Annotated in this window: 18 protein-coding genes; 12 read left to right on the plus strand and 6 right to left on the minus strand. The window is 46.8% G+C overall.

What is annotated here, in order from left to right; all coding sequences use genetic code 11:
• Positions 1-80 precede the first annotated feature (80 nt).
• From BK120_RS12285 to BK120_RS12295, 3 genes are all read left to right on the plus strand, one after another.
• Complete coding sequence (locus BK120_RS12285) at positions 81-407, plus strand: YtrH family sporulation protein (RefSeq protein WP_076267803.1); 327 nt, start codon at positions 81-83, stop codon at positions 405-407.
• A gap of 3 nt (positions 408-410) precedes the next feature.
• Positions 411-926: a sporulation membrane protein YtrI gene (locus BK120_RS12290; RefSeq protein WP_076267804.1), complete on the plus strand. Its 516-nt coding sequence runs from the start codon at positions 411-413 to the stop codon at positions 924-926.
• Positions 927-1015: 89 nt separating this feature from the next.
• Complete coding sequence (locus BK120_RS12295) at positions 1016-1312, plus strand: YtpI family protein (RefSeq protein ID WP_076267805.1); 297 nt, start codon at positions 1016-1018, stop codon at positions 1310-1312.
• Between the two features lie 8 nt (positions 1313-1320).
• On the opposite strand, the gene BK120_RS12300 is transcribed toward BK120_RS12295, so the two are convergent.
• Positions 1321-2700, minus strand: a complete 1380-nt coding sequence (locus tag BK120_RS12300; protein WP_256710874.1) for a DRTGG domain-containing protein — start codon at positions 2698-2700, stop codon at positions 1321-1323.
• 71 nt (positions 2701-2771) lie between these two features.
• Positions 2772-3245, minus strand: coding sequence for a hypothetical protein (locus BK120_RS12305; protein ID WP_076267806.1), 474 nt, complete (start codon positions 3243-3245; stop codon positions 2772-2774).
• Between the two features lie 231 nt (positions 3246-3476).
• On the opposite strand from BK120_RS12305, the gene BK120_RS12310 reads away from it, so the two are divergent.
• On the plus strand, positions 3477-3830 hold the full coding sequence (locus BK120_RS12310) for a helix-turn-helix domain-containing protein (RefSeq protein WP_076267807.1): 354 nt from the start codon (positions 3477-3479) through the stop codon (positions 3828-3830).
• A gap of 79 nt (positions 3831-3909) precedes the next feature.
• On the opposite strand, the gene BK120_RS12315 is transcribed toward BK120_RS12310, so the two are convergent.
• Both BK120_RS12315 and BK120_RS12320 read right to left on the minus strand, forming a co-directional pair.
• Positions 3910-4194: a hypothetical protein gene (locus tag BK120_RS12315; protein ID WP_076267808.1), complete on the minus strand. Its 285-nt coding sequence runs from the start codon at positions 4192-4194 to the stop codon at positions 3910-3912.
• Between the two features lie 90 nt (positions 4195-4284).
• The gene (locus BK120_RS12320; RefSeq protein ID WP_076267809.1) at positions 4285-4620 is read right to left on the minus strand and encodes a YlbF family regulator; all 336 of its coding nucleotides are present in this window, start codon (positions 4618-4620) and stop codon (positions 4285-4287) included.
• Positions 4621-4856: 236 nt separating this feature from the next.
• On the opposite strand from BK120_RS12320, the gene BK120_RS12325 reads away from it, so the two are divergent.
• From BK120_RS12325 to BK120_RS12350, 6 genes are read left to right on the plus strand one after another with little or no spacing between them, the layout of a single operon-like run.
• Positions 4857-6227, plus strand: a complete 1371-nt coding sequence (locus BK120_RS12325; RefSeq protein WP_076267810.1) for a YheC/YheD family endospore coat-associated protein — start codon at positions 4857-4859, stop codon at positions 6225-6227.
• 11 nt (positions 6228-6238) lie between these two features.
• Positions 6239-7462 (plus strand): YheC/YheD family endospore coat-associated protein, encoded by a 1224-nt coding sequence (locus BK120_RS12330; RefSeq protein ID WP_076267811.1) that lies wholly within the window; start codon positions 6239-6241, stop codon positions 7460-7462.
• The gene (locus tag BK120_RS12335; protein WP_076267812.1) at positions 7459-8838 is read left to right on the plus strand and encodes a YheC/YheD family endospore coat-associated protein; all 1380 of its coding nucleotides are present in this window, start codon (positions 7459-7461) and stop codon (positions 8836-8838) included. Before BK120_RS12330 ends, BK120_RS12335 begins: the two co-directional genes overlap by 4 nt.
• Positions 8838-9992, plus strand: a complete 1155-nt coding sequence (locus BK120_RS12340) for a YheC/YheD family endospore coat-associated protein (protein ID WP_076267813.1) — start codon at positions 8838-8840, stop codon at positions 9990-9992. Before BK120_RS12335 ends, BK120_RS12340 begins: the two co-directional genes overlap by 1 nt.
• Position 9993: 1 nt before the next feature.
• Positions 9994-10491, plus strand: coding sequence for a GNAT family N-acetyltransferase (locus BK120_RS12345; protein ID WP_076267814.1), 498 nt, complete (start codon positions 9994-9996; stop codon positions 10489-10491).
• Positions 10448-11626: a YheC/YheD family endospore coat-associated protein gene (locus tag BK120_RS12350; RefSeq protein WP_076267815.1), complete on the plus strand. Its 1179-nt coding sequence runs from the start codon at positions 10448-10450 to the stop codon at positions 11624-11626. The genes BK120_RS12345 and BK120_RS12350 overlap by 44 nt, the downstream gene beginning before the upstream one ends.
• A 114-nt stretch (positions 11627-11740) precedes the next feature.
• Here the strand turns inward: BK120_RS12350 and BK120_RS12355 are convergent, their stop codons facing one another.
• Positions 11741-12418: an HAD family hydrolase gene (locus tag BK120_RS12355; protein ID WP_076267816.1), complete on the minus strand. Its 678-nt coding sequence runs from the start codon at positions 12416-12418 to the stop codon at positions 11741-11743.
• 116 nt (positions 12419-12534) lie between these two features.
• On the minus strand, positions 12535-12831 hold the full coding sequence (locus tag BK120_RS12360; protein ID WP_083681909.1) for a hypothetical protein: 297 nt from the start codon (positions 12829-12831) through the stop codon (positions 12535-12537).
• 153 nt (positions 12832-12984) lie between these two features.
• Between BK120_RS12360 and BK120_RS12365 the strand changes: the two genes are divergently transcribed.
• Together BK120_RS12365 and asd are read left to right on the plus strand one after the other, a co-directional pair.
• Positions 12985-13755 carry a TspO/MBR family protein gene (locus BK120_RS12365; RefSeq protein ID WP_076267817.1) on the plus strand — a complete coding sequence of 257 codons (771 nt, stop codon included), beginning with the start codon at positions 12985-12987 and terminating at the stop codon, positions 13753-13755.
• 75 nt (positions 13756-13830) lie between these two features.
• Positions 13831-14619, plus strand: coding sequence for an archaetidylserine decarboxylase (gene asd, locus BK120_RS12370; RefSeq protein ID WP_076267818.1), 789 nt, complete (start codon positions 13831-13833; stop codon positions 14617-14619).
• Positions 14620-14651 lie beyond the last annotated feature (32 nt).

Below are 14651 nucleotides of genomic sequence, written 5' to 3' on the forward strand. Positions count from 1 at the left end.
TGGACACGCCCATAGAATGGTAGCAGAGCATACAAGCATGCGATGTTAATCTATAAGACTATATTTTTGGAGGGATACGGGTGAGCTATTTTTTGTCCAAAGCAGGACTTGATTTCTTTATCGCATTTGGCGTTGTGTTAGGTGGATCTACGCTTGCAGCAGTGGGATCAGTGTTTATGCTGATGCCGCCAGCCCATACAATGCTCGATACAGCCATAAAACTGAAAATATGGGCAATCGTCGCAGCAATCGGGGGGTCGATTGATCCCGTTCGAGTCATTGAAAGCAACATTATGGATGGTCAGTTATCGCCGGCAGCCCAGCAAATTTGTTTTATTATTATCGCTTTTCTAGGTGCGCATTTAGGCACAGAGCTGGTGCGGCTTATTTGCAAGGGGGCCACCTAAGCGATGCGCGTGCCTCCGTTTAGCCGTTTCACGAGAGGACTGCAAATGGTAGGAGTATTCACACTCGGGATGATCATTGGCGCAATTGTGTACAATTCGCTTTATTTGGCGCAATTTGAGGCTTTAATCACATTGAAGAGTGAGCTGGAGGTTAAGCTGGAGCAATACGAAACGGATTTAAAGCATTTAAATGAATTCAAGAATCAACATACCGTTATAAAAAGCATCCTGCCTCGTGTAGAGAAAGAAGCCGGCCAAAATACGGGAAGACCCCATCTCGATCAAGTTACCGAGGCGTTGATTATTAAGCGGATAAAAGGGGATTTGAGCGTCTTCCTTGGACAAAGCATTTATGAAATTGACTCTGACGCAAAATTCGCACGCAACCTCCTTGAGAAGAAGGTCTATATGGATGTGAACAGCAAGGACTATACCATTGAGGTTAAGACTATTCTTGTCGTTGATAATGTGCTGCATGTCTGGATTAAGGTGCGTGATTATGCAAAGCCTCCTTCTTAAGCATACAGCTGCGATTCGTGATACAATAGAGCCTGTCTATTCACAAGATCGAAGCTGTACATACGTAACTTAAAAGGAGTTGCTTTTCCATGGATCAACTGATGCAATGGCTGCTTGTGCCGGGCATCCTAATTACACTCGTGCTCTCGGCTGTATTCAGCTTTAAATCACGCCGCTCCACTGATGCGAGAACCCGGGGCCTCTTCACAGCTAGAATGAATATTAGCATGGGAGCCATGCTGCTTTTTATCGCTCTCGTTCAGTTGTTCTTGTCCGGAGAATCTACGCTTCGCATCGTAATTGGCGCTATATTCCTTGTGATCGGCGTATTTAATGTGTTTGCCGGTCTTCGCAATCTCAGCGCGTACAGCTCGACAAGAAATTAAATGTGCAATTAATACGGATCAATCATTTGGGCCGTCAGCATCGCTTTGGCGGCCAAGCCTTGTTTGTCCTTCACTTCGATTTCTAGCTTCGTAAACTTCCGACTCATCTCAAGCGCTTTAGGAAAGATCGTAACCTCACTGTCAATTTGAACCGGCCTAACAAAAAAAGTCGTCATACTCTCCAGCAAATAGTCACGCTTCGCCGTTTCTCGAATCATTTTGCGAGCTGCTTGCGTCATCAGCGTAGAGAGAAGCCCTTCCGACACCATCCCAAGCGCGCCTGACATTTGCGGTGTAATGATTCCCTTATAAGCAATGCCCAGCTCGTCCTGGCCAATGACATTATCATTTGTTGTAGCCATAAAGCCCGTCCACATTAAATCTTCAAATGTCTCTCCGGATTCCGGCTGTTTTCCTGCAAATCGCATCGCATCAAGCACTTCTTGCCTCGTCACAACGCCTAACAGCTTGCGATGCCTGTCAACGATAGGCAACAAGTCAATACCTTCCGCAGCCATCGTATGAGCAGCCGAAGTGACCGTTATATTTGGTGCCGCTGTAATCGGATTTTTTGTCATCACTTTATCTACCGCGCTATCCTCAGGCGATCCCACAGCATCCTTAGCCGTCATCATGCCAACAACCTTGCCCCTTACATCGACTACTGGAAATCTGGAATAACCCGTTTCCCGCGATATCTTATGGAAGTCCAAAACCGTTTGCCCGATTCGCATCACATCAGCGGGTCTGCTAAAGGTTACGATGTCTTCGATCAGCATGATCTTTCGCTTAATAAGCCGGTCGTACATCGCACGGTTGATCATGGAGGCGACTGTAAACGTATCATGCCGCGATGAAATAATTGGGAGAACGCGCTCGTCAGCAAGCTTGATTACTTCCGCACTCGGCTCAAATCCGCCTGTAATCAATACGCCTGCTCCCTCCTCAAGCGCGCAGCGATGCGCCCCGATACGGTTGCCGACTATTAGCAAGCTGCCCTCGTCAATGTAGCGCAGCATCGCATCCAGCTCCATTGCACCAATGACAAATTTGTGCAGCGTTTTATCAAGGCCGGCTGCTCCGCCAAACAGCTTGCCTTCCACGATTTCGGCAACCTCGCCAAATGTAAGCTGGTCCAGCGCTTCCCGCCGTTTCCGATCAATTCGCACCGTTCCGATGCGTTCCTTCGTGCTAACAAGCCCTGAGCTCTCCGCTTCTTTAAATGCTTTATAAGCCGTTCCTTCGCTGACGCCTAATTCCTTGGCAATCGCGCGTACGGATATTTTTGTTCCAATCTTCAAGCTTTGTATATAAATCAAAATTTGTTCATGCTTCGTGCTAGTCTCGTTGCCTGGTCCGATTGAAGCCACCTTATATCCTCCGTCCACTTGCCTTTGTTTCTCCCTATTATAGGAGAAAGCGAGGAACAAGTCATGCTTACCCTCGATTCGGGCCTAATCTAGAGCTGCCATTGAAGCAGAACTTGATTCGTACGCAGCCTGCCATCGATCAGTTGACCCTCCAAGCCTTTAAACCGCCATTTCTTGAACAGCTGCTGTACCGTTTGAACGTTGATGGCATCTTCAGCGCCTGACATGATAAACGCTTGCCAATCATATTCAATCGGAATCGGATATCGCAGTGATTGGATAAGGAATTGATTCATTTCTATCACTTGTGATGGAATTTCATCGTATATGCTAGAGAACAAAAAAGAGCTTTGCTCGCTGTGCGGCCGAGAAATAGGATCAGATTTTAAGTCAAGCACATATTCAACGATTTGGGTATGCGGGTTAACACGACAGCTGAATGAGCCACGAGCAGCCAAAGCCTTATCGACACGGTGAGACAAGCGGTATGTGAACTGAACAAGGAATGGAACATTGTTATAATATGCGCGAACTTTTCTGAAAAATTCGAATTCGTCAACCACTTTGCATCCTCCTCGTGTCCACTGATTTTGCCCTTATATATCCTACCACTTTTATTTAAAATGGTAAATTGATCCTTTAAAGGCAATGATATTATTAGAATGATACTTTTTTACACAATTATAGTAAAGAGACCATCTATTAGTCAATGACTATAGTCACTCTTTTTAATATGCTCTATAGAATGTTGTTGATAGACTAGTAAAGTTTTATCGTTAGGCTGAGGTGAATCAATGAGTGGGATTGCAGGACTTGTAGGAGAGAACATTCGACTGCTGCGCAAAAAAAGAGGGCTTAGTCAAGAACAGCTTGCTCTTCGCGCTGATATAAATGCTTCCTATATGGGACAGGTTGAGCGGGGAGAAAAAAATCCAACGATTGATGTGCTAAGCAAAATCGCGTTTGCGCTTCAAACGCCGCTCGAGAGAATCGTGAACGTTGTTCCAAGCCCCGATGCTGCAGAGGATACTGACGATGAAGGATATGCCACGAAGGTTGCCCACCAAATGAACGGCTTAAGCTTAAAGGAGCAGGAAGCGGTATATAAATTCGTTAAGCAGCTTGTTCAATTTAAAGAAATTCAATAAGAAGGTTTCGTCAAATATGGTTATAAACAAGAAAAAGATCCGTCGGTATAATACCGACGGATCTTTTTTTTGTTGTATGCTAACCTCGGGCTCTGCGGGCAGTTGTCGCCTTCTGAACAAGCTTCTGCTCCCATAACAGCGCCTTCGCTCTCTTAATGCGCGCGAGCTCCTTCCGTCTCTCATCAGTCATAACCAGCGCATTGACATGTGACGTTATGATGATTAAAGAGAACAAAATCCATACTAATCCGAATACACTCATCAAGCTCCAAGGCGCATTCAGCTCGAGACGCGGAATCGCATATACAAGCATCGCCAGCGCAATAAGCAAATACAATACATGACGGCCTTTTCCGGCTAACATTCCCTTCAGCTCCTTCATACGGTCATAAGCGGCTTATATTCTTGTCCGCATAATCATTCTATGAAGGAGGGACAGGGTATATGTCTACTATTAGTCTACAATGGACTTCAGCACATCGGACATAATGCGGTTAACATCCTCAAACACAACGGCAAACCGGCGCTCCGCATCCATCAATTTGCCTATCAACGGATTAAGCGTAATTACTTCATAGAGCTTGCTCATCTTCTCCATATCTTCGGCAGAAGGCTCTTCACCAGCCATCATTTTTTGCTGTAAAAAGTTTTGCCGGTCGCGAAAATCATCCAGCATTGCCTTTGCATCTGCATCAGCTTCCGCTTCCAGCTTCGCAGCCTTTAATAGCAATGCCTCTTCGCTTTCCTTAAGCGCCTTCGCTAATTCATAAGCTTTGTCATAAATGTTCATTCGTCTCTCTCCCATTCTTATCGCTCTCATTTGGTATTCAATACGTCCAATCATACCCGTTATTCTATACAAGAACCAAATCCTTGATGGAAAAGCATGCTAAAACAACACAAGCTTCAGAACCGTTTCTGATTCACAAAGGAATAGATGTCCTCATATGCTGAAGTAATTCGTGTAAAACACCTATAGGCCGCTAACCTCTTATCGTCATCCTCCTGCTTGGAAGGAGATTTATGATGCTCAAATCGAAAGTAGCCGTACAGGTGATCAGCTCCGGTATGCTTCCGGAGGATACGCTCATGCTTGGCGAAGCACAAGTAAAGCAGTGGAAAATCCCTCAAGGCCAACACATTCTCGTAAAGTTTGGTGCTTTTCGGCAGCATGTAAAGGTTATTCCTGTCGCAAAGTACGACGGAATGAGGATCAGTCAAAGTTTAGCCAGACAGATGGGATTAACAAATGGCACATCGATCCGACTGCAATACAAAGCCAGCACTGCCACACTCGTTTTTGGGCCTTTAATCGGCGTTCTCATTAGTCGAGATTATCCGCATATGCCGGATAAACCCTTTGGTTCCATTACTATGTTTTGCAGGGAGCTTGTTGAAGCCTGTACAGCGCAAGGCGCGTACGTTTATTTTTTCACACCTAATCAGATCGGCACAAGTATCGACAACATTGATGGCTGGATCTATTCCGACGGCTGGCGGAAGCTCTCGATGCCCGTTCCTGACGTCGTTAATAACCGTCTTACCTCACGAAAATTGGAGAACAGACCCAGCGTACAACATTTCATGAAAGAAGTAAAACAGCACCATCAGACTACCGTTTTCAATGAAAAGTTTTTGGATAAAACCGAGGTTTTCGATGCGCTTAAGAAAGATGAAAGCTTGGTTCGCTATTTGCCTGAGTCGCATCTGCTGCGCAACTATACGATGCTGAAATCAATGTGCTCTCGGTACAGCAGCGTTTTTCTCAAACCTGTTCGCGGCAGCTTAGGGAAAGGAATCATTCGGATCACTCATCTTGATTCGAGCAATTACCAAGTGATGTATGCGACTTCGGCCGGTACTCGAAGGCAGCAGTATACGAGCTTAGTTAAGCTCTTCTCGACGATTTCCGTGAAGATGAAAACCGTGAGATACCAAATTCAACAGGGATTGCAGCTCATTGAAATCCAGAAGCGGCCAGTCGACTTCCGCGCACTCGTCCAAAAAAATTCAAGCGGTAAATGGACGATCACATCCATTGTAGCCCGTACAGCCGGAACTCATCATTTTGTCTCAAACTTAGCGCGCGGCGGCACGCTCAGCACGGTTGGAGAAGCTGTTGCAAAATCAAATCTGCAGGCAGGGGTTAGCAGGCAGGAAGCAGCGCAGCGGCTCCAACAGGCAGCGCTAAATATCGCGCGCGGCGTTGATGCGCAAATACCAGCACATTTCGGTGAGCTCGGCATCGATCTTGCAATGGATACGGCAGGCCGCGTCTGGCTGCTGGAAGTCAATTCCAAACCGTCAAAAAATGATAACACACCGCTAAATGACAATAAAATTCGTCCATCCGTCCGCATGATGATTCAATACTCCCGTTTTTTAGCGGGCTTTTAACGGAGGCTTCTATGCAGAATCGAAAGGTCAAACTTGCCATTCTCGTGGCCTCAATCAACGATAATGCCTCAGAGCATGCATTTATTCCGGTAATGCCAGAGCCTTCTTTCTATCGTGCGCTCAGCATTGCCGGCGAGCAGCTTGGCATGGACGTTTATGTAGTTACAGCAGAAGACTTTCAGCAGCATACAGAATCTCTCGTTGGCTATCGATTGGAGAACGAACATTTTGCTAAACAGAACGTCCCATTTCCTGACATTATCTATGACCGCTGTTTCTTTACTCAAGCCAATCAGCGAATAAACTGCCGCCGCATGCTCAGTTCTCTTGCTCAAGTTAAGCCTTACCAGCTTCTAAACGGAAAACTTCCTGGGAAGCTCGATGTGTATGAAGCACTCAAAGAAGACCGTATGCTGAGCAGGCATTTGCCGCTTACTCTTCCCATGCAAAGGACACAGCAGCTTCTTGAGCTCGCTGATCGTTTCCGAGGAGGCATCATTCTTAAGCCTTCCTCAGGGATGCAAGGCAGAGGCATCATCCTTGTGAAGCGCAGCCCGTTTGAGCAATCACTGCTCATAAAAGGTCGAAACCGAAGAAACCATTCCTTCTCGCTCTCCTTTAAGGAGGATTTGGCTTTTGAGCGATGGATTCATCGTTTCATCAGTGGAACCTCCTATTTGATTCAGCCCTATTTGGAGCTTAGCGGCAATGACAACAAACCATTTGATTTACGAGTGCTCATTCAAAAGGATGAGAAGAGCAGATGGTCGATCTCGGGAGCCGCTGTGCGCACAGGGCAAGCGGGCTCCTTAACATCCAATCTTCATGGCGGGGGCGGCGCGGTCCCGGCGGCAAAGCTGCTGTCAGCCAAATTTGGAGAGTCAAAATCCGAACGTTTGCTAGAGATGATCCATACAATAAGCAAGCAAACGGCAGAACGACTGGAAAGCAAATTCGGCAGATTTGCCGAGCTCGGGTTAGATTATGGCATTGATCAGAGCGGCCGAATATGGCTGCTCGAAGCGAACTCGAAGCCTGGCCGCTCTTCCTTTCGAATCATAAGCGATCATGAGGCCGAGCGGCTTTCCATTGAAAGACCGCTTCTATATGCACGAATGCTGTCTAGGCGACTATCACCGTCCTTTGTAGCCAATGAATTCGCAAATGGCCGTCGTCATCATTCAAGTTCTGACAACCAATTACGGCCTTTCAACGTTCAGGAGGTTCATCGATGAGTTTGACAACTTGTAACGTACATTTCTCACAGCAATCGAATAAAATTGTCTATTTATCCAGCCCACTGCTCAAACAGCTCAAGCTCTCAGGCAAAAAATCGGTTCACCTCAAGCTGGGCAAAGAGGTAATCGTAGCTGAAATCAAGCCATTGAAGCGGCCGGGCAATCATCTGTATTTATCAACTGCCATCCGTCAATCAATTAAAGTGCCGAAGTCAGGCAACGTTTACGTGCTCAATTCAGGCGATAATGAGGTTCAGCTCGGACCGCTGGTCGGCATACTGAGCGACAATTCGACACGCTCTGAGAGCAATCCTTTTGGTGCGCGTACCGGATTTATCAAGCAAGTCATTAAAACAGGTGAACATAAAGCTTATCTTTTCGGCTTTACACCAAGCGACATCAACTGGCAGCAAGAAACGGTCAACGGCTATTTTCTTAATCCGCAGGGCGGTTGGTATCGCAAAATCGTTCCGCTCCCGGACGTTGTGTACAATCGTCTTCCGAGCCGCAAAGCGGAGACATCCGCATCCATTAATTCACTGCGCGAACGCTTCGTGCGCCGCAAAATCCCATTTTTTAATTGGAGCTTCTTCAATAAGGCCGATGTCTACAAGCTGCTTGATAATGATCCTGAAGCGCTGACTCATTTGCCTGAATCGGTCTCTGGTCCATCTTCCGAAAAAATTAAGGAAATGCTGGAGAAACATCAATTTCTATATTACAAACCTACGGCAGGCAGCCTTGGAGTAGGAATCTACCGACTGACCTATCACCCCAAGCGCGGGTATTTCGCCCGCTATCGCAAGGGCAGCCAAAATGTGCTGCTTCGATTCACGCAATTCAGCAGCTTAATGCGGATGCTTCAGGCGAAACATGGCAGCAGCTTGAATCATTATGTCGTTCAGCAAGGCATTCGCTTAGTTGAGATTGACAGCTGCCCGCTCGATTTCCGCTTCCACATGCATAAGAACGGCAGCAACGAGTGGGTTCCTGCTGGAATTGGTGCCAAAAAAGCAGGCCGAGGAAGTGTAACGACACATGTGAAAAATGGCGGCTCGCTCATGACGCCTGAGCAAGCGCTTGGCAAAACATTCGGCACGCAAGCAGATGCCGTTCTTGAGAAGGCAAAGCTGGCTGCCATTAAACTATCAGAAGCGATCGAACGCAACTACCCTCATAGACTTGGTGAGCTGGGACTGGATCTCGGCATTGATAAGGATGGAGAAGTATGGATGTTCGAAGCGAACGCCAAGCCTGGACGATCAATCTTCAAGCATCCAGCGCTTCGCTCTGAGGGCCGCGCTTCGCTATCTTACATCTTAGAGCATTGCTTATATCTCAGTCGCTTCAAAGATGAGGGAGGTACCAGCTGATGGATAGCTTACTTCCCGATGATGCAGACGTTAGAGAGCAGCGTGCCGGCCGAACCGTATTGGCGATTTTGACGATCGATGATGATGTTCAGCTCTTTCGCGGCAATCGAAGCAATTTTGTCGATTTGATTAGAACGGGTCAATCGATGGGTTTCATCGTTTATGTCCTCACCGTAAAAAACCTGCTTCTGACCAGAAGCAGCTTAAAGGGATATGTCTTCAATGAAGCTGAGGACAGCTGGCAGCAAAGATTGCTGCCCTTTCCCGACGTAATTTACAACCGAATTCCGCTGCGCGAAGATGAGATCCAACCGTCTGTAAGGCAAAAGATCAACGCCTGTCGCAAGCATCCGCGAGTCACGTTGTTTAATCCGGCTTTTTTCAACAAATGGGATTTATTCGAATGGCTTCGTTTATCAAAATTGACTAAACCTTATATCCCATTAACACGAAAACTCGTTTCGGTTACGAGTCTGGAACGCATGATGCGAAAACATTCCTATCTTTATTTAAAGCCAGAAAGCGGAAAAGCAGGAAAAGGCATAATGACGATCAAGGTTCACGCTGAGAAGCAGCTCCCATATCGGCTAAGAATACAAGAAAACAAAAAGAGCACGACTTACAACTGCTCCACCCTTCATAAACTTTGGAGTCGTATTCAGAAACAAAGCGGCAATGAGGCCTATATCGCTCAACAAGGCATCAAGCTCGCCTCCTTCCAGGACCGAAGATTTGACCTTCGCGCGCTTGTTCAAAAAAACCAACGAGGGCAATGGGATATTACTGGAATAGGTGCCCGAATTGCAGGCGCATCCAGCATTACGACCCATGTTCCTCGCGGCGGTATGATTGAAGACCCTGAGAAGCTGCTCATTAATTCATTTAATGAAGAGCAGGCGCGTAAACTGCTTATAAAAGCAAAAAATGCAGCCGTTCTTATCGCTAAGCAGATTGAACGCGCCTCAGGCCAGCAGCTCGGCGAAATGTCGTTGGATTTAGGCGTGGACAGCGTAGGGAATATGTGGTTTTTCGAAGCTAATTCTAAGCCTATGAAATTCGACGAGCCTCATATTCGTCAAAAATCGTTAGAGCGCGTATTTCATTATGGAGCTTATTTAGCTAGAACGAAATTAGAAAAAGCAGGAGGCGCATAACGTGGATCTAGAGCTGCTTACACCGGAAGCATGGTTAGCGGAACAAAAAAGACTCATTGGCTTTGCCATTCGCTTCGGAGATAAGCGGCTTGCAGTTTCGACTATTCATGCGCTCCGAAAGCTTGATCCTTCATTGCTACAAGATGGAGTGAGCCGTCCATGCGGCGCGGTTGCTGCTGTTGCTAAGCAGGGCAACCGCGTCGTCGGCTTCGGTTTTGCAGAGGACGGCGGCGAGTCTGCGTGCATGGTCGTCGTTCATCCCGAAGCTCGAAGCCTTGGGATTGGCAGTTCACTCGTTCAAGCCATGATTCAACGTTTAGGGAAACTCACTTGCAATGTGGCAACGGACAATACGGCAAGCATGGCTTTATGTTTTCGTTTAGGCATGACAGCCGTTTCCATGCATAGAGGTCCAACAGGCAAACCGACGCTTCGCTTTGAAAGGGGAACCACGAATGAAACAGCCCGTCCTAGGCATCCTGACTCTATATCTCAATGAAGCCGGACATCTGGAGGAACGTTCCATCTATCAGAAAATGACTTCCGCAGGACGAAAGCTGGGACTAAGCGTCTTCGTGTTTACGCCAAAGGACGTCAATTACATTAACAACAAAATTCACGCGCAGTTCTACAATCTTGACACACAAACATGGTCACGAAGGTGGACCTCGTTTCCAAATATGATTTATGATCGATGCCGAATCCAACGTACCTACCGCTTTGATCAGCTCAAAAAGTTTCGTGAACGCTATGGACATCTTACATTCCTTAATCGCCCGCTTCGCAACAAATGGACCATCCATCGTATTCTCTCGAAAGATTCTCGATATAAAAGCTATCTGCCTGCCACGAAGTATGTCACCGATAATCAAGATATTACCGATATGATCCGAAAACATCAGCTTGTGTATCTCAAACCGATTAACGGAACCGGCGGCAGAGGAATTTTGCGAATCGAACGGCGCAAGGATGGTCAGCTTCACATCCAAGGCCGGGATCAATCAAGGAAAATTATACGACCGCAATATATTTCCACTGCAGGTTTAAACAGCTATTTGACTCCTTGGAATTTAAAAGGCAATCGCTACATCGCCCAGCAGGGCATTCAAATAAAGCTTGCTAGCGGACGTGTGCACGATTATCGGATGCTTGTTCAAAAAAACGGAGAAGGCAATTGGGAAGTTACCGGATGCGCTGGAAGAATCGGGGCATCTGGCAGCATTACCTCTAATTTACACGGCGGCGGCAATGCCGCTACGATGAGCAGCTTGCTCAAGGAATGGCTTCGCGATGATGCGAAGGTCGCGCAGGTTAAGGAAGAGACAGAGAAGCTTGGGGTCGGCATTGCCGCTTACTTAGAGCAAAATTACGGCAGACTTTGTGAGCTTGCTCTCGATTTGGCAATTGATCGAAAAGGCGGGATATGGCTGCTGGAGGTAAATCCGAAGCCAGCTAGGGAAGTATTTGCACAGGCAGGAGAGAAAGAGGTTTATCGCAATGCGATTATTAGACCTCTGGAATATGCCATCTGGCTTTATAATCAGAAGAAGCGAAGGAAAGGTAAAGAGAAGCAGGCTGCTGTATCAGATACTACCCGTGTGGATGAGAGCTTCATTTCTGATAAGGAGCTGTGATGTCTCTGAACACTTAAAATCCATAGCTAAAAAATACACCTGCAAGGAGCGGCCTCATCATAAGGCCTCCCTAACAGGTGTTTTTTGCGCTTCGCACTATATTCAAGCTGCTTATTATTGTTCCAATAAAGGCAGGAGCTCGCGGAAATCGTTAATCAGCACATCCGCTCCCTCAATTTCTGAAGCACGGCCATATGTAGCATACGCACAGCCGATCGTTTGAAGACCGTTGCCATTGCCCGCTTCCACATCCGAAGAGCGGTCTCCTACCATCCAAGCCGATTGGATATTGTGATCCTTAAGCAGGCGAGCAACTAAGTCGACTTTGGTTGAAGTCTCATATTCTCCTGCACTGTATAAGCCGTCAAAGAGAGGCGCAATGCCTTTGAATTCAGCAACGCCCTTCACATATTCCTCAAGCCCATTGCTGGCTACAAACAGCTTAATCCCGCGTGAATGCAGCTCACGCAGCGTTTCCTCGACAAATGGGTACAGCTCGCCTTCGCCTCTTTCCAAGCCTTCGCGCTCGTACTGAAGCAGCAAGACATCAGCCCGCTTCCGAGCAGCCTCAGTACTATCTGGCATAACCTGCCGCCAAATATCCTCCAGCAGCATGCCTAAGCAGCTTAGCAGCCGTTCAACAGGCGGCGTTTCACGCTCGTAAAGCCCCTCTTCCCGAAGCGTCTCAAAAACGCGGTGGTGAACAGGCACCAGCAATTTATCCGTTTCAAACAACGTTCCATCCATATCAAATATAACAGCCTCAGGCTTTCGCAGCTTATGTACGCTCATAGTTGAAACCTCCTTCAAAGTCTGCTCTTATCATAACGGAATATAGGAAATGATCGCAAGGCTTGATGAAGGTTAATCGTTAATCATATGCTTCGTGAACGACAGAGATTCTTTAGTCAATTTCGCCTATGCATAGCGGAAGACTGCATCGCTATTCTTGCCAATGCATAAGGGCCAAGATAAGCGCCGCTTATTAAAAAAACGATATTTTTGAGTACACGATGCACTTCCGTCATAAACACCGTATCATTCATGAGAGTCTGTGCTATGGCATCCGCTGCAGCTACAAAAAATAAAAAGATCGCCGTAACCGCAAGCCCATCCAAAACTCGACTGACTGTGGCGCTCATCCGACTCAACCAGCCCATGAGAACTGCGCCAACGGCTAATGCCGCACCAATTAATATCATCATTTGCCATCACCTCTTGTGATAGGTTCGGTCATTTGCTGTACACTTAAACCTCACATTTTTGGATGGAATGAGTATATAGCGAATAAAAGCGACCAAGCTTGTTTACATATGATAAAGAAGTCCAATAAAAGTAACATTTTGGAGGGATGTTTTATGAAAACTCTTATTCGCTGGTTAAATGCTGCCGGTCTCGCTGCCGTGCTTGCAGTTAATGGACTTGCACAGTGGCTTCCTATCAACGGGAAAACGACTGGAGAAATATCCGCCAAGTACCCTGTGCTTATCACTCCTGCGCCATATGCCTTCTCCATTTGGTCTATTATTTATTTGCTGCTGATTGGTTTCGTCATTTATCAGTTCAAACCACGTGCTGGCAAGAGCAAAACCGTACAGAACATCGGCCCATGGTTCATCATAAGCTGCCTGTTCAACGTCGCTTGGATTCTCCTGTGGCACTATGAGAAACTAACCAGCAGCGTATTCATTATGTTCGCTCTGCTGATCTCGCTAATCGTTATTTATACTGCCATTCGAAAGAATAATCAGCCTCCTGCTCCTATGGAACAATGGCTTGTACGGCTGCCTTTCAGCATTTACTTAGGTTGGATTTGCGTAGCTTCTATTGTAAATGCAGCTGTCGTTTTGTACGCCGCCGAGTGGAATGGCTTTGGTTTGTCTGATGCTGCTTGGACCATTATTTTACTCATTGCAGCCAGTTTACTTGCTGTTGTCATCGGTTTTAGGTTTGGGGACCCGGCCTTTGTTCTTGTGTTTGTTTGGTCGTTTATAGCTATTGCCGTAAAGCAGGACCAGCAGCCCGAGGTTAGTCTCTCCGCCAGCATCGCTGCTGCTATCTTAATGATTGCGGCCATTGTTATTTGGGTTCAGGCAAGGAAAGGAAAGCAGTTGCATATTGAAAAATAGAACCGGATATGTCACACTGTTTGATGTGTGTGAGGACGAATGCCTCCTTGCAGGAAAGGACGTGACGGTTCACGTATGATAAAATGGCTGCTTCGTTCCATGACAGAATTAAGCTCGCGCAAATGGATATCTCGCATAACCGGAAAATTCGCTCAATCGGCTGCCAGCCGTCGATTTATTTCCCGTTTTGCTGCGACATATGGCATTAAAACTGAGGAAGCTGAGAAACCTCTAGCCCAATATAAAACGTTAAACGAGTTTTTTACACGGCGATTAAAACCCGGGCTGCGTGATGTGCATGCAGATGAGGACTCGCTTGTCAGTCCAGTTGATGCTCTCATAACCGGAGCTGGTCCAATAAGCAGCGGAACGATTGTTAACGTAAAGGGGCAGGACTACACGATTGAGGAGCTTCTTAATCGGTCTCCGCGAACTTCCAATTATATGAACGGCTATTATTTCGTTCTTTATTTGAGCCCAACCGATTACCATCGTATACATACGCCAGTCAGCGGTCGTGTTGTAGAGCGTGAGCATATTGAAGGCAAAGTTTATCCGGTTAATGACTTTGGTCTTCGCCATATGCGCAGAGTGCTTAGCCGCAACGAGCGGCTGATTACCTATATGCAGCATCATGCAGGAGAAACGGCCGTTGTCAAAGTTGGCGCAATGAACGTAAGCAGTATTCAGTACGTACAGCCCCTAAAGGAAGAAATGTTCAAGGGTGAAGAGCTCGCCTACTTTGAATTCGGTTCTACTGTAGTGCTGCTGCTTGAAGATGGAACCTTTACTCCGCGTGACAACGACATGCTTGGATCGAAGGTGCGTATGGGTGAGAAGCTCGGATCGCTTCACGAAAACTAACTGAAGCAGACTTAGCTCAAAACGAAAAACCC

This window comes from Paenibacillus sp. FSL A5-0031, assembly GCF_001956295.1.
Classification (GTDB): domain Bacteria; phylum Bacillota; class Bacilli; order Paenibacillales; family Paenibacillaceae; genus Pristimantibacillus.

Coding starts and splice junctions, on each gene's coding strand:
- BK120_RS12290 (WP_076267804.1), top strand. CDS start 411: ATGCGCGTGCCTCCGTTTAGCCGTTTCACGAGAGGACTGCAAATGGTA.
- BK120_RS12295 (WP_076267805.1), top strand. CDS start 1,016: ATGGATCAACTGATGCAATGGCTGCTTGTGCCGGGCATCCTAATTACA.
- BK120_RS12310 (WP_076267807.1), top strand. CDS start 3,477: ATGAGTGGGATTGCAGGACTTGTAGGAGAGAACATTCGACTGCTGCGC.
- BK120_RS12315 (WP_076267808.1), bottom strand. CDS start 4,194: ATGTTAGCCGGAAAAGGCCGTCATGTATTGTATTTGCTTATTGCGCTG.
- BK120_RS12320 (WP_076267809.1), bottom strand. CDS start 4,620: ATGAACATTTATGACAAAGCTTATGAATTAGCGAAGGCGCTTAAGGAA.
- BK120_RS12325 (WP_076267810.1), top strand. CDS start 4,857: ATGCTCAAATCGAAAGTAGCCGTACAGGTGATCAGCTCCGGTATGCTT.
- BK120_RS12330 (WP_076267811.1), top strand. CDS start 6,239: ATGCAGAATCGAAAGGTCAAACTTGCCATTCTCGTGGCCTCAATCAAC.
- BK120_RS12335 (WP_076267812.1), top strand. CDS start 7,459: ATGAGTTTGACAACTTGTAACGTACATTTCTCACAGCAATCGAATAAA.
- BK120_RS12340 (WP_076267813.1), top strand. CDS start 8,838: ATGGATAGCTTACTTCCCGATGATGCAGACGTTAGAGAGCAGCGTGCC.
- BK120_RS12350 (WP_076267815.1), top strand. CDS start 10,448: ATGAAACAGCCCGTCCTAGGCATCCTGACTCTATATCTCAATGAAGCC.
- BK120_RS12355 (WP_076267816.1), bottom strand. CDS start 12,418: ATGAGCGTACATAAGCTGCGAAAGCCTGAGGCTGTTATATTTGATATG.
- BK120_RS12360 (WP_083681909.1), bottom strand. CDS start 12,831: ATGATGATATTAATTGGTGCGGCATTAGCCGTTGGCGCAGTTCTCATG.
- BK120_RS12365 (WP_076267817.1), top strand. CDS start 12,985: ATGAAAACTCTTATTCGCTGGTTAAATGCTGCCGGTCTCGCTGCCGTG.
- asd (WP_076267818.1), top strand. CDS start 13,831: ATGATAAAATGGCTGCTTCGTTCCATGACAGAATTAAGCTCGCGCAAA.